Annotated in this window: 18 protein-coding genes; 6 read left to right on the forward strand and 12 right to left on the reverse strand. The window is 68.3% G+C overall.

Annotated features, from left to right (window positions below; translation table 11 throughout):
- Positions 1 to 216 precede the first annotated feature (216 nt).
- The 3 genes from E0H92_RS39230 (at position 217) to E0H92_RS39240 (ending at position 5,973) form a co-directional block, all read left to right on the forward strand.
- The gene (locus E0H92_RS39230) at positions 217 to 2,247 is read left to right on the forward strand and encodes a phosphocholine-specific phospholipase C (RefSeq protein WP_131499889.1); all 2,031 of its coding nucleotides are present in this window, start codon (positions 217 to 219) and stop codon (positions 2,245 to 2,247) included.
- A gap of 162 nt (positions 2,248 to 2,409) precedes the next feature.
- Positions 2,410 to 5,151, forward strand: a complete 2,742-nt coding sequence (locus E0H92_RS39235) for an ATP-binding protein (protein WP_131499890.1) — start codon at positions 2,410 to 2,412, stop codon at positions 5,149 to 5,151.
- A 42-nt stretch (positions 5,152 to 5,193) separates the two neighbouring features.
- Complete coding sequence (locus tag E0H92_RS39240) at positions 5,194 to 5,973, forward strand: class I SAM-dependent methyltransferase (protein WP_165550239.1); 780 nt, start codon at positions 5,194 to 5,196, stop codon at positions 5,971 to 5,973.
- Here the strand turns inward: E0H92_RS39240 and E0H92_RS39245 are convergent.
- The 7 genes from E0H92_RS39245 to E0H92_RS39275 all read right to left on the reverse strand — a co-directional run bounded on the left by E0H92_RS39245 (position 5,970) and on the right by E0H92_RS39275 (position 15,180).
- A complete protein-coding gene (locus tag E0H92_RS39245) occupies positions 5,970 to 6,857 on the reverse strand; it encodes an ABC transporter ATP-binding protein (protein ID WP_131463321.1) in 888 nt (295 codons plus the stop codon). The genes E0H92_RS39240 and E0H92_RS39245 overlap by 4 nt on opposite strands.
- Positions 6,854 to 7,666, reverse strand: a complete 813-nt coding sequence (locus E0H92_RS39250) for an ABC transporter ATP-binding protein (protein ID WP_131499891.1) — start codon at positions 7,664 to 7,666, stop codon at positions 6,854 to 6,856. The genes E0H92_RS39245 and E0H92_RS39250 overlap by 4 nt, the downstream gene beginning before the upstream one ends.
- Positions 7,659 to 8,534: an ABC transporter permease gene (locus E0H92_RS39255; RefSeq protein ID WP_238151549.1), complete on the reverse strand. Its 876-nt coding sequence runs from the start codon at positions 8,532 to 8,534 to the stop codon at positions 7,659 to 7,661. The genes E0H92_RS39250 and E0H92_RS39255 overlap by 8 nt, the downstream gene beginning before the upstream one ends.
- A gap of 5 nt (positions 8,535 to 8,539) precedes the next feature.
- Positions 8,540 to 9,634, reverse strand: coding sequence for an ABC transporter permease subunit (locus E0H92_RS39260; protein WP_131295043.1), 1,095 nt, complete (start codon positions 9,632 to 9,634; stop codon positions 8,540 to 8,542).
- On the reverse strand, positions 9,631 to 11,481 hold the full coding sequence (locus E0H92_RS39265) for an ABC transporter substrate-binding protein (RefSeq protein WP_131499892.1): 1,851 nt from the start codon (positions 11,479 to 11,481) through the stop codon (positions 9,631 to 9,633). The genes E0H92_RS39260 and E0H92_RS39265 overlap by 4 nt, the downstream gene beginning before the upstream one ends.
- A 249-nt stretch (positions 11,482 to 11,730) precedes the next feature.
- Positions 11,731 to 14,700 (reverse strand): sacsin N-terminal ATP-binding-like domain-containing protein, encoded by a 2,970-nt coding sequence (locus E0H92_RS39270; protein WP_131499893.1) that lies wholly within the window; start codon positions 14,698 to 14,700, stop codon positions 11,731 to 11,733.
- A 48-nt stretch (positions 14,701 to 14,748) separates the two neighbouring features.
- The gene (locus E0H92_RS39275; protein ID WP_131499894.1) at positions 14,749 to 15,180 is read right to left on the reverse strand and encodes a cupin domain-containing protein; all 432 of its coding nucleotides are present in this window, start codon (positions 15,178 to 15,180) and stop codon (positions 14,749 to 14,751) included.
- 54 nt (positions 15,181 to 15,234) lie between these two features.
- Here E0H92_RS39275 and E0H92_RS39280 point away from each other — a divergent pair, with 54 nt between their 5' ends.
- Together E0H92_RS39280 and E0H92_RS39285 are read left to right on the forward strand one after the other, a co-directional pair.
- Positions 15,235 to 16,029 (forward strand): SGNH/GDSL hydrolase family protein, encoded by a 795-nt coding sequence (locus E0H92_RS39280; protein ID WP_202874065.1) that lies wholly within the window; start codon positions 15,235 to 15,237, stop codon positions 16,027 to 16,029.
- A complete protein-coding gene (locus E0H92_RS39285) occupies positions 16,026 to 16,604 on the forward strand; it encodes a GNAT family N-acetyltransferase (RefSeq protein ID WP_131463316.1) in 579 nt (192 codons plus the stop codon). Before E0H92_RS39280 ends, E0H92_RS39285 begins: the two co-directional genes overlap by 4 nt.
- On the opposite strand, the gene E0H92_RS39290 is transcribed toward E0H92_RS39285, so the two are convergent.
- The 3 genes from E0H92_RS39290 to E0H92_RS39295 all read right to left on the reverse strand — a co-directional run bounded on the left by E0H92_RS39290 (position 16,586) and on the right by E0H92_RS39295 (position 18,127).
- Positions 16,586 to 17,386: a GNAT family N-acetyltransferase gene (locus E0H92_RS39290; RefSeq protein ID WP_131499895.1), complete on the reverse strand. Its 801-nt coding sequence runs from the start codon at positions 17,384 to 17,386 to the stop codon at positions 16,586 to 16,588. The genes E0H92_RS39285 and E0H92_RS39290 overlap by 19 nt on opposite strands.
- Positions 17,383 to 17,559 carry a hypothetical protein gene (locus E0H92_RS44510; RefSeq protein WP_165550240.1) on the reverse strand — a complete coding sequence of 59 codons (177 nt, stop codon included), beginning with the start codon at positions 17,557 to 17,559 and terminating at the stop codon, positions 17,383 to 17,385. Before E0H92_RS44510 ends, E0H92_RS39290 begins: the two co-directional genes overlap by 4 nt.
- Positions 17,560 to 17,632: 73 nt before the next feature.
- A complete protein-coding gene (locus E0H92_RS39295) occupies positions 17,633 to 18,127 on the reverse strand; it encodes a MarR family winged helix-turn-helix transcriptional regulator (RefSeq protein ID WP_238152844.1) in 495 nt (164 codons plus the stop codon).
- Between the two features lie 51 nt (positions 18,128 to 18,178).
- On the opposite strand from E0H92_RS39295, the gene E0H92_RS39300 reads away from it, so the two are divergent.
- A complete protein-coding gene (locus tag E0H92_RS39300) occupies positions 18,179 to 18,913 on the forward strand; it encodes a hypothetical protein (RefSeq protein WP_131463313.1) in 735 nt (244 codons plus the stop codon).
- Here E0H92_RS39300 and E0H92_RS39305 read toward each other — a convergent pair.
- Both E0H92_RS39305 and E0H92_RS39310 read right to left on the reverse strand, forming a co-directional pair.
- Positions 18,903 to 19,613, reverse strand: coding sequence for a YqjF family protein (locus tag E0H92_RS39305; RefSeq protein WP_131463312.1), 711 nt, complete (start codon positions 19,611 to 19,613; stop codon positions 18,903 to 18,905). The two genes, E0H92_RS39300 and E0H92_RS39305, sit on opposite strands and share 11 nt — an antisense overlap.
- A 19-nt stretch (positions 19,614 to 19,632) precedes the next feature.
- Complete coding sequence (locus E0H92_RS39310) at positions 19,633 to 20,634, reverse strand: sugar phosphate isomerase/epimerase family protein (RefSeq protein WP_131499896.1); 1,002 nt, start codon at positions 20,632 to 20,634, stop codon at positions 19,633 to 19,635.
- Positions 20,635 to 20,790: the final 156 nt, after the last annotated feature.

Raw genomic sequence — 20,790 nt, forward strand, 5'->3', positions numbered from 1 at the left:
CGTCTTCGGCAGCCCGTTGATCGTCCTCGGCGGCGGCGCTCTCGCCGGCCATGCGATGAGGCCGGCGAGTGAGCCACCAGGTTGTGCTTGGAATAGTTTGAAAGTCACCCGGCGTGGACAGCAGAGTTCATCTACCGTCGGTTAATCGTTCAGGCTAGGGTGCCTGCGACGCAGTGCTGGTGACACAGACTCCATCCGCCCCGTTAGGAGACTCGCATGCCAGATATCAACCGCCGCAGGTTCCTGCAGATGGCCGGAGGGTCGGCCGCGTTCGCCGCGATGGCGAACAGTATCGAGCAGGCCGCCGCGATCCCCGCGCACCGCCGGTTCGGCAGCATCCAGGACGTCGAGCACATCGTCGTCCTGATGCAGGAGAACCGGTCGTTCGACCATTACTTCGGCAGCCTGAACGGCGTCCGCGGGTTCGGTGACCCGCGACCGGTCACGCTGCCGAGCGGCAAGCCGGTGTGGTACCAGAAGAGTGCCCTCGGCCAGGAGATCCTGCCGTTCCGGCCGGAGGCCGACAACCTCGGGATGCAGTTCATCCAGGACCTGGCGCACAGCTGGTCCGACGCGCACCTCGCGGTGAACAACGGCAAGTACGACCAGTGGATCCCGGCGAAGACGTCGACCACGATGGCGTACCTGACCCGCGAGGACATCCCGTTCCACTACGCGCTCGCGGACAAGTTCACGGTGTGCGACGCGTACCACTGCTCGTTCATGGGTTCCACCGACCCGAACCGGTACTACATGTGGACCGGCTACACCGGGAACGACGGCGCCGGCGGCGGCCCGGTGCTCGGCAACGACGAGGCGGGCTACGGCTGGACGACGTACCCGGAACGGCTCGAGCAGGCGGGTGTCTCGTGGAAGGTCTACCAGGACATCGGCGACGGCCTGGACGGCGACCACGGGTGGGGCTGGATCGACGACGCGTACCGCGGCAACTACGGCGACAACTCGCTGCTGTACTTCAACAAGTACCGCACCGCACAGCCCGGGAACCCGTTGTACGACAAGGCCCGCACCGGCACGAACGCGAAGGCCGGCGAGAGCCTGTTCGCGCAGCTGACCGCTGACGTGCAGGCGAACCGGTTGCCGAAGATCTCCTGGATCGCGGCGCCCGAGGCGTTCACCGAACACCCGAACTGGCCGGCGAACTACGGCGCCTGGTACATCTCCCAGGTCCTCGACGCGCTCACCGCGAACCCCGAGGTGTGGAGCAAGACGGCGCTGTTCATCACGTACGACGAGAACGACGGCTTCTTCGACCACGTCGTACCGCCGTACCCGCCGATGGACGCCAACCAGGGTCTGTCGACGGTCGACCCGAACCCCGATCTGTACACCGGTTCGAAGGCCGCGCACGGCGCGTACGGTCTCGGCCAGCGGGTGCCGATGCTCGTGGTGTCGCCGTGGAGCACCGGCGGCTACACCTGCTCCGAGGTCTTCGACCACACGTCGATCATCCGGTTCATGGAGTCCCGGTTCGGCGTCCACGAACCGAACATCTCGCCGTGGCGCAGGGCGATCTGTGGCGACCTGACGTCGGCGTTCGACTTCGGTACGGCGGCGACGCGGCCGGCCACGCTCCCGGACACCAGCGCGTACGAGCCGCCGGACAACAAGCGGCACCCGGACTACGTGCCGACGCCGCCCGCGGTCGGCAAGGTCCCGGTGCAGGAACGCGGGCGCCGCCGTACCCGTCCGTTGCCGTACGCACCGGTCGTCGACGGAGCGGTTGCCGACAGCAAGTACAGGCTGACGTTCAGCTCCGGGGCGCAGGCCGGCGCGCAGTTCCTGATCACGTCCGCGAACCGCTCCGACGGCCCGTGGACGTACACCACCGAGGCCGGCAAGACCGTCGCCGACAGCTGGAACCCGATCTACTCCGGCGGTGTCACCGACCTCACGGTCCACGGCCCGAACGGCTTCCTCCGCACCTTCAAGGGCAAGCCCGCCACCGGCCTGGAGATCACCGCCCGCGAGAAGGCCGCCACGGGCAACGTCGTCCTCACCCTCACCTCCGACACCGCCCGCCGCGTCACCATCACCAACACGTACGCCGGCACCACCCAGACCCTCGACCTCCTCAAGGGCACCACCACCCGCACCATCACCACCACAAGCGGTTGGTACGACGTCTCCATCACCACCACCGACCCCACCTACCTCCGCCGCTTCGCCGGCCACGTAGAAACCGGCACCCCCAGCCTCAGCGACCCCGCCATCAAAACCGCCTAACTCAACACCGCGATCCCGGCCAGGGTCAGGTACACACCTCCCGCGGTGTACCTGACCCTGCATCGGTCCGGGCCCCTCCGCCGGGCGGGTGCTGCCAGTTTGCTGTCAGTCCAAGGACCCGGTGGATCGGTAGAGTGGGTGGCCATATCTCTCGGGGGTGAGATGGGACATCTCGACATTCGGCTGCTCGGACCGTTCGAGATCCGGCGGGACGGGCTGGTGGTTCAGGTTCCGGGCCGGAAGGTTCGGGCGTTGCTGGCGGTGCTTGCGTTGAACTGCGGACGGACTGTTTCGTTCGACGGTCTGGGGCGCGCGCTCTGGGCGGACGATCCGCCGCAGCGGCTGCGAGGCAGTCTGCAGACGTACGTCGGGCGGTTGCGCCGCGTGCTCGGCGACGACGCGGTGACGACCGAGCCGGCGGGGTATCGCCTCGACGTGCCGGTCGAGTGTGTCGACGTACTGCGCTTTCATCGGCTACTCGACGACGGGAAACTCGAGCAGGCGTTGGGATTGTGGCGGGGTGAACCCTTCGAGGGCTCGCGGTGGTTCGAGGAACACGAGGCGCCCGCCCTGGTGGAGCGCTACCTCACCGCCTGGGAACAACGAACCGGCGCCGACATCGCCGACCTCCAGAAGCTCACGACGCGCTACCCGCTCCGGGAGACGTTGTGGCTAAAGCTTCTGACCGCACTACGCGACGCCGGCCGGCACGCCGAAGCGCTCGAACACTACGAGGCGCTCCGCACCCACCTCGCTGACGAGCTCGGAGTCGATCCCGCGCCGGAGCTCCAAGCCATCCACCGGAGCCTGCTGGGCACAAAGACAGCGGGCATCCCCCGCGACCTCACGCGCTTCTTCGGACGCGACGAGGAGCTCGCTCAACTGGAGCAGGCACTGCGCGACTCGCGGCTGGTCACGATCGCCGGTCCCCCGGGCACCGGCAAGACCCGGCTCAGCCGCGAGGTGGCCGCGCGGATCGGCTCCCGGTACGCCGATGGCGTCGTACTCGTCGAGCTGGTGTCCACGACGCCACACGCGCTGCTCACCGAGATCACCGAGTACGCCGATGTCCTGGTCGTCCTGGACAACTGCGAACACGTCGTCGACGAAGCGCGAACCGCCGCGGTCCAGGTTCTCGCGACATACCCCTCAGTCCGCATCCTGGCCACGAGCCGCGTCCCGCTCGGTGCGCCCGGCGAACAGGTCTTCCGGCTGCCGCCTCTCGCACCCGCACCGGCGAGCCGGCTGTTCGCCGACCGCGCCGCTCTGGTGTCCGGCGCGGCGCCCGCCGACCAGTCGACGGTCGACGCGATCTGCCGGAAACTCGACGGCCTGCCGCTCGCGATCGAGCTCGCGGCCGCGTGGAGCCGGGTCCTGTCTCCGCGCGAGATTCTCGAACGACTCGACCCGCTGTTGCAGGACTCCGACGGCACCATGCGCGCCGCGCTCGACTGGAGCTATCACCTGCTGTCCGCACCACAGCAACTGCTGTTCGAGCGGCTCGCGGTGTTCTCGGGCAGCTTCGATCTCGCCGCCCTGGAGTACGTCGCCGACCTCGGCGACGAACTGCTCCGCGCTCTCACCGGACTCGTCGACCATTCCCTGGTGCTCACCGATCGGCTGCCCGACGGAGGGATCCGCTACCGGCTGCTGGAGCCGGTTCGTCAGTACGCCGCGACGGCCCTCGGCGAAGCACCGTCGATCCCGACCCGCCACGCGAAGCACTTCCTGGCCGTCGCACAGCAAGGCGACTCCGACCTGCACGGGAACGACCGGGGCCGCATCCTGATCGGCCTGCAACGCGACGAAGGCAACTTCCTCGCCGCGCTGAGCTGGGCGCGATCGCAGCCCGGCGACACCGGGTTGCGGCTGTCAACGGCCCTCGCCTACTACTGGGAAGTCCGCGGGTTCGTGAACGACGCGCGCACCTGGCTGGAAGAGTCCCTCGACCGTGGGGATCCGGCGCTCCGTGCGGTCGCGCTGGCAAGGCTGGGCCGGCTGGCGTGGCGTCAACGCGACTACCAAGCCTCCACACTCGCCTACCAGGAGAGCCTCGACCTCAATCAGCACCGAGGTGATGAGCCCGGAACGGCCCGCGCGCTGCGCAACCTCGCACTCGTCGCAGCCGCCACAGGCCAAGCGCCGTACGCCGTGGACCTGTGTGCGCAGAGCATCGCCAAGTTCCGCCAGTACGGCGATGAACGTGGTCGCGGCTGGACCCTGTCCGTGCTCGGTCTGGCGTACTGCGAGCAGGCGGCGTGGGCCGACGCCGGTCCCTGTTTCCGCGAGGTACGCGAGATCGGCCGATCGACCGGTAGCGCGGCACTGACGTTCGCCGGCCGTCTCGGCGTCGCCTATATCGCCGCGGAGGGCGGTGAGGTGCGGGTCCACCGCGAAGAGCTGACCGCGATCGTCGCCGACCTGCGCACAGCATCCGGTCTGATCGAGGATCCGGAGTGGTTGTGGGCCAGCATGAGTCTGGCGGCCAGTGAGGGGCGGGTGCGGGCCTCACTGCGGCTCGCCGGAGCCGCGGCCGCGCTGAGCCGTCGCGGCGGCCGGATGTCGGACGCGACCACAGTGCACTGTGACGCCATCGTCGAGCGGCTCCGGCAGCAGGTCGGCGGCAGAACGGCCGATCGGCTGATGGCGGCCGGCCGGCGACTCAACCAGGACGAGCTGATGGCCGAGGCGCTGGCTCCGCCCACACCGACCGACAGGCCGCTCAGCAGCCGGGAGCTCGAGGTCGCCGACCTCGCCGGACAGGGCCTCAGCAACGAGCAGATCGCGTCCGCGCTGGTGATCTCCCGTCGTACGGTCGAGTCGCACCTCGAGCACATCCGGCAGAAGCTCGACCTGTCCAGCCGGTACGAGATCATCGCCTGGGCGCTGTCACGATCCGGGTGATCACGGATGTGCCGGTCGACTGTGTCCGCGCAGGCTGAAGCGATGAACGACTACATCTTCGACACCGGCAGTGAGCTCGGGCACCATCACCTCGACCATCTCGGCAGGCTTCTGGACACCCCGACCACCTGGCGCCTGGAGCGGCTCGGCCTGACACCGGACCAGCGCTGCCTCGAGCTCGGCGCGGGCAGCGGTTCGATCGCGAACTGGCTGGCCGCACGCACCCGCGAAGTGGTTGCCGTCGACATCGATACGACCCAGCTGTACGACGTCGCGCCCGGCGTCCAGGTGATCAAGCACGACCTCCGCGACGGTCTCCCGGTGGACGGGCCGTTCGACCTGATCCATGCCCGGCTGCTGCTTCTCCACCTGCCCGAACGCGAGCAGATCCTGCAACGGCTGGTGAACGCCCTGGCACCTGGCGGCCACCTGATCCTCGGCGACATCACCGACCGGCCGCTCGAACTCCTCGCCGTACCCGAGCCGGCTGACCGGGACCTGTGGGAGAAGATTCAGCACCTGTCCCATCACGTCGTCAGCCCGGCGCGCGGGGTCAGCTGGACCTGGGCACGCGAGACGGCAGAGCGGATGACCGCCGCCGGGCTGGTGGACGTCGACGTGATGGACTACTCGCAGACAGCCGCCGGTGGCACCGACGGATGTCTCCTGCACCGCAACCTGAACCAGCAGGCCGAGCCTCTGCTGCTCGCGGCTGGGGCCACAATGGACGAGCTCGTCCGGTACCGCGAGCTGATGGTCGATCCGTGCTTCCGGGCGTGGTTCTACCAGCTGCTGTACACCAGCGCCCGGAAGCCCGGTTAGAGGATCGGTGCCTCCGGGGCCGGGGCCGCCTGGGCGTCGGTTTCTTCGAGGTCGTCGAGTTCGTCGACGGCGATCCGGCTGGTCCAGCGTTGGTCGGGGTCGGGTTGGGGGATGGAGTCGAGGAGGAGCTTGGTGTACGGGTGGGAGGGCTCGTGCATCACCGTGGAGACCGGGCCGCGCTCGACGATCTGGCCCTTGGTGATGACCATGACCTCACCGCCGAGGTAGTAAACCGTGGACAGGTCGTGGGTGATGAACAGCGTTGTCATCCCGTGCTCGGTCTGGAAGTCGAGCAGGATGTCCAGGAAGTGCTTGCGCACCTGGGCGTCCAGCATCGACACCGGTTCGTCGGCGATGATGAACGACGGACGCAGCATGTGGACGCGGGCCAGCATGATGCGTTGCCGCTGACCGCCGGAGAGCTGGTGCGGGTATCGCCCGAGCACGTTCTCCGGTTCCAGCCGGACCGCGCGCAGCGACTCCTCGATCAGTGCGAGCCCGGCCTCACGGGTCGAGGCGAGCTTGAACTTCTTCACCGCCTTCCAGAGCACGCGGTCGACCCGGTAGAACGGGTTGAAGATCGCGTACGGGTCCTGGAACACGGGCTGGACGTCGCGCCGGTACTCGTCGTACTCGGCCCGGTTCAGCTTGAAGATGTCCTTCCCGCCGTACAGCACGGTGCCGGCCGTGGGCTTCTGCAGGCCGAGGACGTTGCGGGCGATCGTGCTCTTCCCGCTGCCGCTCTGGCCGACCAGGCTGACGATCTGCGGTGGCGACGCGGCCAGGCTGAAGCTCACGTCGTCCACCGCGGTGATGTAGCCGTCGGCGACCCCACGGGCGTGGAATCGTTGCTGTACGCCACGAAGTTCGAGTTCAGACTTCATGAGGCCCTCCGTCCGACCTTCGGGATCGACTCGATCAGCTGCCGGGTGTAGGCGTCCTGCGGGTCCTTGAAGACCTGCCGTACGTCGCCGACCTCGACCAGCTGTCCCTCGTACATCACCGCGACCCGGTCCGCGAGCTGCGCGTGTACGCCCATGTCGTGCGAGATCACCATCAGCGTCACCCCGAAGTCGGTGCGCAGATCCGCGAGCGACTGCAGGATGACCCGCTGGATCGTCACGTCCAGCGCGGTGGTCGGTTCGTCGGCGATCACGAGGTCGGGTTCGAGTGCGACCGCAATCGCCATCAGGACCCGCTGCTTCATCCCGCCGGACAGCTCGTGCGGGTACATCCGGGCCACTCGCGGCTCGAGACCGACCTGTCCGAGCAGCCGCGGGATCATCTCGTGCAAGGAGTTCTTGCGATCCGGCGCGTGCTCCAGGATCACGTCCTTGAACTGGTCGTGCACGCGCATCACCGGGTTCAGCGAACTCATCGAGCCCTGCGGGAGATACGAGAGCGCGCTCCACCGCAGGACCCGCAGTTCCTCGCCCTGCACCTTCAGCAGGTCGACCGGGGAACGGCCGCCCGGGTGGAACATCACCGTGCCGCCGGTCACCTTGCCCGGCGCCTTCAGGAGCCGGAGCAGCGCGACCGCGAGCGTGCTCTTCCCACTGCCCGACTCCCCCGCGATCCCGAGGATCTCACCGCGCCGTACGTCGAGATCGATCCCGCGGACCGCTTTCACGTCGCCGCGGTTGGTGGAGTAGACGACCTCGAGGCCCTTGATCTCCAGCACTGAGTCACTCACCGGCCACTCCTCTCAGCCGCGGGTTGTAGACCTCTTCCAGCCCGATGTTCACCATGTTGAGCGCCGCGAACAGCAGCGTCAGCAGCACGATCGGGACCACGAACATCGGCCACGCCCCGAGGGTCAGCGCGCCGGTGGTGATCGCGTTGAAGATGATCTGGCCGAGGTCGACGACACCGCCCGGCCCGAGCCCGATCACCTCCAGGCCGACCAGTCCGAAGATCGCACCGAGCGCCGAGGACGCGAACCCGACACCGATGAACGGCAGCAGGTTCGGCAGCAGTTCGGTGACGATGATCTCCAGGTCGCGGGCCTTGCTCACCCGCGCCAGGTCGACGTACGGCCGGGTCCGCAGGCTCAGCACCTGCGAACGGATGGTCTTGGCCGCGAACGGCCAAGCGAAGATCGAGATCATCACGCCGACCTGGAACAGCGTCACGTTCTTCGCGTACGCCGAGAGCGCGATCAGCAACGGGAACGTCGGGATCACCAGCAGGATCCCGGTGAACGTCGACAGGATGCCGTCGATCCAGCCGCCCTTGTAACCGGCCACGAACGCCACGATCACCCCCACGACGGTGGAGATGATGCCCGCGATCGCCCCGATCTGGAGGGAGACCGAGAGCGCCTTCACCACCATCGCGAACACGTCCCGGCCGAACTGGTCGGTGCCCAGCAGATGGCCGGGCCCGGGCACCAGCCATTTCTCGTACGCCGCCACCTCGATCGGGTCCTTGCCACCCCCGATCGCGTTCACGATCAACGGGCTGAACAACGCCAGCAGCACCATCACCCCGAGGATGAGGAGACCGATCGCGAGGCGCCGGCTGTTCCGGATCGTCCGCAGTACCGCGGTCAGGATTCTCATCGTCATCACTTCCAGTACTTGACCCGCGGGTCGAGCAGCGGGAGCAGGAGGTCGAGGAGGAGTACGGCGGTGAGCACCGAGAAGATCGCGATATCGGTGACCCCGAGGATCGTGTTGAAGTCGAGCTGCTGGATCGCGGTGACCAGCGTGGTCCCGAGACCCGGGTAGTTGAACAGCTGCTCGACCAGCACGTTGCCGTTGAAGATGAAGCCGAGTGAGATGCCGAACGCGGTGATCTGCGGCAGGTAGCAGTTCCGCAGCGCGTACCGGGTCAGGATCCGCCAGCCCTTCAGGCCCTTCGCCTCGGCGTACACCAGGTAGTCCTCGCCGAGCACCGGGACCATCAGCATCCGGGTGGACAGGATCCAGCTGAGCGTCCCGATCACCACGATCGACAACCCCGGCAGCAACCCGTACTTGAGCACGCTGCCGATGAACTCGGGCGTGATCCCGGGACTGATGTTGGAGTCGTACGCCGATCTCGCCGGCAGCACACCCATCGAGTACGCGAAGATGTACACCAGGATCAGCGCGACGAAGAAGTACGGAACGTGGGAGAGCGCGATCGACAGGTTGGTCGCGATCGCGGAACCGAGTTTCCCGCGCCGCCAGCCGGCGATCGCGCCGAGGAGCACGCCAAGGATCCAGGACAGCACCGCGGAGATCCCGAGCAGACCGATGGTCCAGGGCAGCGCTCTCAGGATCACGTCCTGGGCCGGAGTCGGGTAGTTGATCAGGCTCGGCCCGAGATCGCCGTGCAGAACGAGTTTCTCCATGTACTTCACGTACTGGGAGAACATGTTCCCGGTGAGACCGAACTCCTGCTGGTAGCGGGCGATGAGCTCGGTGCTCGCCTGCTGGTTGTACATGTAGTTCTGCTGCAGGGTCTGGATCAGCGTCTGGACCGGGTCGCCCGGAATCAGGCGGAAGAAGAAGAACGCGATGGTGAGCGCTCCCCAGAGCTCCACGAAGTAGATCCCGACTCTTCGGATCGCGTACGCCGCCAGCGGATGCCGCGACAGCCAGGCCCGCACCCCCCGAGAAGGTGCGGAGTCCTGGCTCTTGTCGACTGCTACCACCGGCGGGGCATCCGCCGTCACGCCGGTCCCTTCTGGCCGGTGGCCGTGATCTTGCCGAGCACCAGCGTGAAGTGCGGCCACCAGTTCAGCGGCACCTCGTACAGGTTGTCGTCGGTCGGCCAGTCCTTCCAGAACGCGGTGTTGAAGAACTGCGGGTACCCGGTCTGGATCACCGGCAGCAGCGGCAGCTTCTGGAAGTAGATCTCCAGCGCCTGCTTGAGCAGCGGCTTGGCTTCCTCGCTGTCCGGGTCCATCCCGGACAGCTTCTGGGAGATCGCGTCGAACGCCGGGTCCCGGAAGCGCATCTTGTTCTTGCCGGCGGCGTTCTTGCCGATCGGCTGCGCCTTGGTGCTCTCCCAGTCGGTGTACAGCTGCTCCGGGTCGATGGCGAACCCGGCCCAGCTGGAGTCGATGTCGTACTCGCCGCGCTGGAACTTCTCGTCGTGCACGCTCCCGGACAGACTCCGCAGCGTGCAGGGCACGCCGACCTTGGCGAGATCGGCCTTCAGCACGTTGGCGATCGCATACTCGGCCTTGTCGACCTGCGCGGGCGTGATGATCTCGAGGTTGATCTCCTTGCCCTTGTACGTGCGCTTGCCGGCCGCGTTCTTCGGCGCGATCTCGTCGAGCAGCTGGGTCGCCTTCTCGAGGCTGTACTCGAACTTGTACTTATTGGCGAGCTCGTCGTCTTTCCACTTGTCGTTGGTCGGGTAGTCGGCCCACGGGTAGATCGCGGGCGGCACCTTGACGTCCCAGACCGACGTACCGATCTTTTCGCGGTCGAGGCAGTAGTTGATTGCCCAGTGCATCTTCTCCTCGGCCATCACGCCCCGGGTCGGGTCGCAGTTCAGCCACATCACCCGTGGGTTCGGGTCGTGGAACTGCGTGGTGACCAGGTTCGGGTACCCGGTGTTGGCCAGCTGCGTGGCGTGCTGCGCATCGATCGAGCCGACGTCGAACTCGGCCCGCTCGAACGCCAGCGACGCCTGGTCGAGCTGCTTCGAGGTGCTCTGGAAGATCACGTACTGCGGCTTGACGTCGAGCTTGTCCTTGTTCCAGTAGTTCGGGTCCTTCTCCCAGACGAACATCTTCTGGTTCCGGATCGCCTGCTTCAGCTTGTACGGGCCGGAGCGCACCGGCGGGTTGTCCTTGTACTTGGTCAGGTCCTGCGACTTCCAGATGTGCTCGGGCATGATGTTGTTCGGCGCGCCCGCGATCGCCGCGATGAAGTTGTAGTGGAAGCGCGGCGTCGGCTTCAGGAACTTGACCACCGCGGTCTGCGCGTCCGGCACCTCGACGGTCTTGACGAACTCCTTCAGGTCGCCGCCGCCGCCGAACAGGTCGGGCCGGTCCTTCAGCGCCATGACGGTGAACTTGAAGTCGTTGGCACCCAGCGGCTTCCCGTCGTTCCAGTGCGCCTTCGGGTCGAACTTCAGGGTCAGCTCGGTGTGGTCGTCGTTGTACTTGTACTCGGTCGCGAGCCACGGCGTGAGCTTGCCGGTGGCGAAACTGAGGAAGAACAGGGGCTCGGTGGCCAGCTCCACGCCGGCTCCGCCCGGTGATCCGTTGGGGATCATCCCGTTGAAGCTGTCGAAGACGGTGTACTCGACCTGACCCACGATCACCGTCTGCTCCCGCGGGACGGGGATGTTGGCCTTGCCGATCTGGATGGACTTGGTGGCGACCGGCTTGTTGCTGTTCGCCGGCTTGTCGGAGTAGGAGCCTCCGCCCGAACAGGCGGCCAGGAAGGCGGTCAGCGCCGCGGCGCCGCCACCGATCATGCTTCGCCGGCTCAACTGGTACCGCACGACGTCTTCGACATCTTCGTACTGCTCGCGCGGGGCGGCGCTGTTGTGAGACTCCGTCATGACGAAGGTCACCTCCGTTTACGTTGCGTGGACTGGCGGATCACCGACCGAGAGGTGCCACGGACTATAAGTAGCGTTGACAACGTTGACAAGAGTTCGTTGCCACGTTGAAGCAGAGAAGTCATATCCGCAGCTCAGTCGATATACCAACCTATGACAACGTTGCTCGCTCTGCGTGACTCCCGCAGGCGGAAACGCTTCCAGGAACAGTCACGCGGCGTAGAGGTTCCGGCCGGCGGCCGATTCCGGTCAGTCGTAGACGGCGTCGACCAGAAGTTCGACGGAACGGTCCGGTTCATTGAGAACCGCGCGGATCACATGCCGCCGGTCCCAACGCCCCGCGGACCACGCGAGAGCCTTCGCCAACCCGTCGAACGTCGCCGCGTGCGGAGCGCCGTCGGCGTCCACCCACCACGAGACCTCGACGCCGTCGACAGTGAGCTCCTCGTGCTCCCACCACGTCGCCGGGACCTCGGGGACGAGCTCGCGGACGAGCGCCGGCACGTCGGCCGCCGTACCCTCCCCACTGATCTTGCCCTCGGCAACTTCTTGGGCGAGCGGTACGTCGAACAGGTCACTGAGCCCGTCCGCCGCCGCGCCCGACCCGATCACGAACCCGCCGAGATCCTCGCGCTGCACCCACATCGGCCCGTCGACCACCACCGCGCCGTCCGCGTCGGTGACTCTGGTCGCGCCGTCGGCGTCGAGCACGCGGACCTGGGCCGGCGCGGCGCCTGGGAACAGCTTGAGGGTCCCGAGCCGGTTCCACAGCCGCAGGATCGACGCCTCGTCGACGTCCCGCTCAGGGTCGGCCAGCCGGTCGAGGACGAGTTCGATGCCGTCCGCGTCGAGATCGCCGACGTCGCGGACCAGGCCGACCGCCGTACGGACCTCGGGATCGAGTTCGGCCGTCCACGCCGGAGCCTCGTCGAGGAACGTCGCGAGCACCGGTTCGGCGTCGGGGTCCGCGCGTCCGGCGAGCGGTTCGCCGTCGTCGAGCAGGACGTGTTCCCGGATCCACCAGGCGGCGTACGACGGGACTCCCAGTGGCCGGTCGTCCGGGCCGACGACTCGGACCTGGGTGACCAGCGCGCGGCGCAGTTCGGGCTCAGAACCCAACAATTGCAGGGCCTTCGGCCAGCTGTCGTCGATGACCCAGTCGAGGTCGCGGATCGCTTCGAGCTCCCCGACAGTGGCACCGAACCGGGATCCGTCGGGTGCGACGTCGTACGCCCAGTCCTCGATGCCGTCGAGGTCCTGGAGGGCTTCGGGGAGCCGGTCGAGGGCGACGTCGGACGCGCTGACGAGGCCGAGCGAGGCGAGAACGCCGACGGCTTCGAGTGCGGGCAGGCCGTAACGGTCGAGGACGTCGGCGGCGATGGGCGCGACCTCGTCGGCGTCGAGCACGGCTTGTCCGCCGGAACCTTCGACCACCAAGGCGTTCGCGGGGACGAGGTCGCCGTCCGCGTCCCGGAGTACGAGGTCGGACAGCCACCACAGGCCGTCCGCCTGCGTCGGGTCGGCGGCGACCAGGCTGAGGACGGCGTGCGCGATCGCGTCCGGGTCGTCGGCGTCCGCGGAGTGTTCGACGGCGGCGCGCACGGCACCGTCCTCGAGGAGTGAGCGTGGGGTGGCGGGGATCGCGCCGAGGCGTTCGAGGACAGGGTCGACCGCCTCCGGGTGCACGACGCGAACGCCGTACGCACCGAACGCGGCGAGCGTGTCGACCGGGATCTCGGGTCCGGGCAGGAGCAGACCGCGGGCGCCGCGGACGAGCCGCCCGTCGGCGAGCGGGACCGGGAGGGTGCCGAGCGATTCGCGGATCAACGGGTCGGTGACCATGGTCTTGAGGGAGTTGTAGAGCGTGCGCCACCAATCGGGCAACTCCTGTCCCCCGAGCTGATCCACCACCTCCGCGAGCTCGAGACGCCTTACCTGCAAGGCATCCAGGGCTAGGCGGTCCTCACGGCGCGCGTGAATCAGGCCTGGTAGGAGCGGCGCGAGTACGGCGTTGAACGCCTCGTCGGCGCCCTCCACCACGACGGCTTCGGCCGGGCGCAGCTGTGCACCTTGGAGGATGGTCGTCTTGGGCAGCACGGCGAGGATCGCGTCCCGCAGCATGCGATCCAAGGCGCCCGCGGCGAGTCCGGTTGGTACGAGAGGCAGTACCTCGTCGCCAGCCGCGGCCCGCTCCGCCAACAGGTCCGCGTACGCCGTCGCGGCCTCTTGGACGAGCCGGTCCGTCAGCGGGCCCTTCGCGACGTGGCGACGGGTGGAGTCCAGCGGGAACGTTGCCAGGAGCAACGCTGGGAGGGAGAACGGTTCGTCGGTGGGTGTCGGTGCGTGGACTACCGGTGACAGTTCGGCGAGAGGGTTGCGAGGGAGGGCCCAGACGACTGACCAGGTGGGGCGGGTGCGTTCTTCGGTGGGGCGGTCGGCGAGGAGGTGTTCGCGTTCGGCGGTGGTGAAGGTGCCGGCGGCGCGGTGGATGTGCCAGCGGTCGGCGGCGTTCTCGAGGATCCGGTGGGTGTCGCCGGTCTCGATCTCGATGCGTTCGAGGCCGGGGAGGGCGAGGAGGAGGGCGTCGTCGGCTTCGGTGAGCAGGCGGCGGACGAGGTCGGCGGCGGCCTCGTCGCGGAGCGGGAGGATGACCGCGGTGTCGTAGCCCGCCGGTGGTTCGCCCTCGGTCGCGAACGGGAGCCGCAGGGCCGGCACCTGACCGTCGCGACGCCGCAGTTCGGTGTCGAGGGCCGCGCTGCCGAGGTCGGCGATGGCCGCGGCGGTGTCGGCCTTCGAGAACCGCACGCCCCCGGTCCGCGACAGCACCACCGGCTCATCCGTCACCGCAAGCACGGCCGAAAACCCAACCCCAAACCTTCCGACCGCGGCGCCTCCGCCCTCGCCCGTCTCTGGGGAGCGCTTGGCGGAGGCTCGGAGGGTGGCTAGGGACTCGACGCCTTCCGCGTCCAGCGGGGTGCCGGTGTTGGCGACGACGAGGGTGTTTTCGCGGAACTCGTACAGGACGCGGCCGGGGGTGCCGGCGCGGGTGGCCGCATCGGCGGCGTTCTGGGCGAGTTCGATCACCAGCCGGTCGACGTACCCGCCGAGAGCGAGTTCCTCCTCGGCGTTCGCGTCCTCCCGGAACCGCACCGGCGCCGCCGCCCACCCGGCCAGCACCCGCTCGCGAATCCCCGCAGCACCGAACACGTCGTCAGTCACCGGGGCACCGTACCCCCGGGCACCCGGTTCGTCCCGAACGGGCAGCGGTTACTGGAACGGACAGCCCGGATTCGCTGCGTCCTCGGACAGTGGGCTGCCCGTCGGAAGCACATAGAGGACGTCCAGTACGAGCGGTTTCGTACCGAGGTTGCGCCCCACGTGCACGTGGTCCGACCCGCTGGGCTCGGTGAACGCGGCGCCGGCCTTGTAGATGCCGTCCGTCGTGCAGTCGGCGCCGGAGTGGGTCAGTGTGCCCGACTTCACGAACGCGTACAGCGTGCCGTCGTGGAAGTGCCACCCGGTCGTCCCGCCCGGCTGGATGGTGATCTCGCGCAGCACGTAGTCGGTCCGCCCGACCGTCGTCTTGGACAGGATCGTCCCGGTGACGCCCGATCCCGGCGTCGCGTCGGCGGCGGACGGGCTCAGGCCGATCACGAGACCGGCGGCGGCGACCGTGGCGAGTGCTCCCCGAATGCGCATCGAGGTGTTCCTTTCGTCAGGTGGAGAGTTCGGCTCATCATCTATCGTGGTGCGGTGATCGCTTCCGGCAGTCGGTACGTCGCACTCGGCAGCTCGTTCGCGGCCGGACCGGGGATCCGCCCGATCGTGCACCCGCCCGCGGGCCGCTCGGGCAACAACTACGCGCGGCTCGTCGCGACCGAGCTCGGCCTGGAGCTGGTCGACGTCTCGTACTCCGGCGCGACCACCGCGCATGTGCTGGACACCCCGCAGGACGAGGCGCCGCCGCAGCTCGACGTACTCACGCCGGAGACCGCTCTCGTGACGATCACGGTCGGCGGCAACGATCTCGAGTACGTCGGGACGTTCCTCCGCGGGAGCTTCCTGAACACGGTCGCGAAACCCGCGACGATCCTCGGCCGCCGGGTGGCGAACCGGATCCGCGCGCGGGTGAGCTACCTCAAGGACGACGCGGCGTACCAGACGGTCACGGATTCGCTGACCAGGGTGGTCGAGAAGGCCAGGGAACGCTCTCCGCAGGCGCGGATCCTGCTGGTCGACTACCTGAGTCTGGTCGGGCCGGCGACCCGGCCGCGGCTCGACGTACCGCTCAACGAGGAGCAGCTGCCGAGCATCGCGATGATGGCCGACGGTCTCGCGGGCGCGTTCGCGAAGGCGGCGGCCGCGTCCGGCGCCGACCTGGTCGCGGCGTCGGCGGCGAGCCGCGAGCACGCGATCGGATCGGCCGAGCCGTGGACCACCGGGTTCACGCTGCGGCCGTCGTACCTGGGCGGCCACGTCTCGTACCATCCGAACGCGGCCGGTATGCGTGCCGTCGCCGACCTGATCCTCGAGACGCTCCGCACATGAAGGTGCGCGAGGCAACCATCGCGGATGTCGACGCCGCCGTCACCACGCTGACGCGCGCATTGGCCGACTACCCGATGAGCCGCGCGTGTTTCGACCCTGACGGTTACCTCGAACGACTCACGGAGTACCACCGCTTGTTCGTGAGCGGTATCGGGCTGCCGCACGGTCGCGTCTGGGTGACCGACGACGTCAGCGCGGTCGCGGTCTGGCTCCCGCCCGATCTGCCGGCCGATGCGTTCGCGCCGTACGCGGCCGCGTTCCAGGAACTCGCCGGGTCCCAGGCCCCGCTGACGGCGGAATACGGCCAGGCGATCGCGCTCTTCCATCCTCGCGATCCCGTCTGGCTTCTCGCACTGGCCGCCGTCGACCCTGACCGCCAGCGTCAGGGGCTCGGCCGCGCCGTCATCACCCCCGGCCTCGCCACCGCGGACGCCGGGCACTCCCCCGCCTTCGTGGAGACCCAGGACCCAGCGAACATCACCTTCTACGAGTCACTGGGCTTCACCGTCATCGCCGAGCTCGAACTCCCGCACAGCGGCCCAATGCACTACTCCCTCTACCGCGCCGCGCGCTGAGCCGGTGTGTGGACGTACGGCGTCGTGGTAGTGACTGCGAGGAAGCCGAGCCGCTGGAGGATCGGGGAACTGTCGTCGGAGGCGTCGACGTGGAGGTACTTGTAACCAAGCTCGACCGCTCGCGCAGCGCGGACCGCGACGAGCGCCTTATAGATGCCCTTGCCGCGCCACTCAGCCAGCGTCGAGCCGCCCCACAGGCCCGTGAACTCGGTCCCCTTCTTGTACACGGCCCACGCGGCGGAGACCACCTGTCCGTCGGCCTCAGCGGCGTAGACGTCGGTGCCGCCCGCGTGCCGGCGTACCAGGTCGTCGGTGAGCCAGGACCAGTCCTCACCCCAGACTGCTGACTCCATCGCGGCGATGCGTTCGAAGTCCACGCGCTCGCTGACGCGCCGGATCGTGATGCCGTCGACGGCGTCGCGGCCCCGGAGGCGCTCCGCGACGGCTGCGCTCTCGGCGACGAGAACGGTCTCCTGGTCCTCGGGCTCGAACCCGGCGGCCTTCAGCCGGTCCGGGAGGTCGGCCGGCTGGTCGTGACCGCGCAGCTTCCACTCGACGGCCTGTCCCTTGGCGGCGAAGTAGTCCCGCTGCCGGGCGATCAGGGCGTCGATCTCGGCCCCGTCCAGCCCGTCGAGCGAGCGGTAACTCACGAAGCCGCGGCTCGGGTACTCGACCCGGATCACCGGTCCGTCGGTGCTCGTCGGGACGTCCGCGGTCTCACTGGTCCCCCGCAGCTGGTCGTCGTACGCCGCGAGCAGGTCGTTCTTCAAGGCATCGGTCACGGGAGGACTTTGGCATGCCTCGCCCAGATCCGCCGCATATTTCCGGTGGCGAGCTTGCGTGCCTTCCGCGCCGTACGGCGACCGCGCCCGGCGGGCTGGCTGAGGCCGTGCTCGTTCTCACGTTCGGTGTTCGCGAAGTGGCTCAGCGACACCATCAGGTTCAGCGGTTCCATCGGTCCGTCCTCCGGTCTCTCGGTGCTTACACGGGGACGTCGGATCCGATCGACCGAACTTGACATGGGCCAGCTAGGAATCTTTCTCGGTGACGAGGACGAGGCGCCGGAGCAGGTTGTCGAGGCGGGTTCGGTCGGCGGTGGGCAGGTGGTGGATCAGTTCCTCCTCGACCCGGAGGATGTCGCCGATCCCGCGTTCCCAGAGAGCATTTCCGGAGCGGGTCAGGGTCGCGACGACCTTGCGGCGGTCGTCGCGGTCGTGCGTGCGTTCGACGTACCCGCGGCTCTCGAGCGCGTCCAGCCGGTTGGTGAGGGCGGCCGGCGACATCCCGAGCTGCCTGGCCAGTTCGCCTGGCGTCGCGCGGTACGGCGTACCGCCGCGGCGCAGCATGTGCAGCGTCTTGAACTCCCACAGCTGCAGTCCGTACGCCGCCAGCACGGCCTCTCGCCGCCGTTCGAGGTACCGCGTCAGCACCTGGAGGCGGACGGTGATGCCCTCGACGTCCCGATCGAGGTCATCGAGCTGCCCGGCCCACAGGTCGACATGTGCGTCTACGAAGTCTTTCACCCGGTGAAGCTTAGTTGTCATATATTTCGATGTCGAAATACCGTGGCGTCCATGAGCCAACTCGCAGCCACCGCGGTCGTCACCGCCGCCACCTACCTGATGCGCGCCGGCCAGTGGTCCGCCGCAACCGATCTCTTGACCGCCGCAACCCCCGACGACCCCGACGAACGTCAGATCCTCGCGCTCACCCTGGCCGAGGTCACCGTCGACCAGGACTTCGGCCGGCAAACCGACCACGCCTCCGCCGCGCTCGCGGCCGTGCCCGGCGATTCGTGGGATCTCGCGCTGCTCAACTTCCGCAAGGACTACGCGAGCGCACTGTTCAGGGCCGGCAGCAGGAACCTCAGAGATCGCGCCCTCACACTCATCGAGGAGGCGCCCGACGACGGGCGACGCGGCACCGCGAACTTCTGGGCAGGTGCGATGGCCGACAACGTGTACGAACAGCCGGCAGAGGCCATCGAGTACTACCGGATCGCGCTGGAACTGGGTGAGAAGTGCGACGACGAATGGCTGGTCGCGCAGGCGCTTCGTCATCTCGGCTACCACGCTCACGCTGCAGGTGACCTGGTGCTCGCCCGCTCGCAGTGGGAGCGGTCGACCGAACTCCTGCAGAAGGCCGGGTACCTGCGTCCCACGCTCGCCCAGCAGGCCATGCTCGCGGTCCTGCTCCGCGACGAGGGTGACGCGGCCGGATCACGCGCGCTCGCGACCGAGGTCAACCGGTGGGCCCGTCAACTGGGCATCCCGTTCATCATCCAGGAGACCGCGGAACTCATGGCCTGAGCGGTACGCCGAACTCCGCGGGAACCCCGGCGCTGAACGCGACATGATCCGGCGGGCGGTCGGGCGGTACGAGGCCCACGGACCGCAGCAGCGCGTCGGCGTCCAGTGCGGTGAGTCTTGCGCTGTGGAGGATCCAGGGCGGGTGCTCGTTCGGCAGGTACCAGGTGCGACCGGCGCGCTGGACGTGCAGCCCCCACCGCGCGGTGAGGAAGTCCTCCAACGGACCGACCGGCATCCGTTCACCCATCTCGACGCCGACAAGCGCTTGGATGCCGAACCGGCGAACGGTCGACGTGTACGTGTGGTGGTTGCCGTGCCGTTCATGGCACATCCGCGCCCACCGGTACGGGAGCCCGAACACCGTCCGCGCGGTCGCCACCACGGCCAGCCGGTTCGCGTCGAGACTCAGGAACACCACGCCACGCCGGCCTGTCTCGTCGACGGAGTACAGCCGGATGTTCGTTTCCAGGAACGACCCGAAGTACGGGACGGCCGGGCCGTGCGGCAGCCCGGTCCCGACCATCCGGAACGGGACCAGGCCGACGTACGTGCGTCCCTCGAACGTGTCCGGCCTGGTCCCCGGCGGGAAGAAGTGCGCGACATCGGCCGGCGCGAAAGCCCAGTGCACAAAGGTCAGATCCAGCCACCGCTGCCGCAGAATCCGCGGCCGCGACAACCCCGGCGCCACCGGCCAACTCATGACATCGAGCGTAAGCCCCCTAGGACGAGAAGGCCGCGTCGAACGACGCGGTCGGCGGATCGAAGGCGAGCGAGCGGACGAACTGAACGGCTTCGGCGGCGCCGACCAGGCGGTCCATGCCGGCGTCCTCCCACTCGACCGAGATCGGGCCGTCGTACCCGATCGAGTTCAGCATCCGGAAACACGCCTCCCACGGGACGTCGCCGTGCCCGGTCGAGACGAAGTCCCAGCCGCGCCGCGGGTCGCCCCAGGCGAGGTGCGATCCCATCCGTCCGTTGCGGCCGTTGCCGACCTGGCGCTTCGCGTCCTTGCAGTCGACGTGGTAGATCCGGTCCTTGAAGTCCCACAGGAACCCGACCGGGTCGAGGTCCTGCCAGACGAAATGCGACGGGTCCCAGTTCAGCCCGAACGCCTCCCGGTGCCCGATCGCCTCCAGCGTCGCGGTCGTCGACCAGTAGTCGTACGCGATCTCCGACGGGTGCACCTCGTGCGCGAACTTCACACCCACCTCGTCGAACACGTCGAGGATCGGGTTCCACCGGTCCGCGAAGTCCCGGTACCCGGCCTCGATCATCGCCGGCGGCACCGGCGGGAACATCGCGACGGTCTTCCAGATCGACGACCCGGTGAACCCGACCACCACGTCCACACCGAGTGCCCGGGCCGCCCGCGCGGTCGTCTTCATCTCGTCGGCCGCCCGCTGCCGGACACCTTCCGGATCGCCGTCGCCCCAGATGTGCGCGGGCAGGATCGCCTGGTGCCGCTGGTCGATCGGGTCGTCGCAGACCGCCTGCCCGAGCAGGTGGTTGGAGATCGTCCACACCTTCAGGTTGTGCTTCTCGAGGATGTCCAGCCGGTCCCGGACGTACGCCGGGTCCTCGGCGGCACGCCGTACGTCGAGATGGTCGCCCCAGCAGGCGATCTCCAGCCCTTCGTAACCCCACGAGGACGCCAGCCGGGCCACCTCCTCGAACGGCAGGTCGGCCCACTGGCCGGTGAACAACGTGATCGGTCGTGCCATGTCCTTCTCCTTGTCGATTCCTCTTGCAGGGGTGTCCCCGGCGGCGTCCGGAGCGCTTGTCCGCCGCCGGGGACTGTCACCGTGGGTCTCGCTGGGCCGTCGCCCGTCTGGGGCCGAACCAGCCGGGGCGGCGGCAGGTGTACGGCGGCGAGTCCC

The organism is Kribbella speibonae (assembly GCF_004331375.1).
GTDB classification, from domain to species: Bacteria; Actinomycetota; Actinomycetes; order Propionibacteriales; family Kribbellaceae; genus Kribbella; species Kribbella sindirgiensis.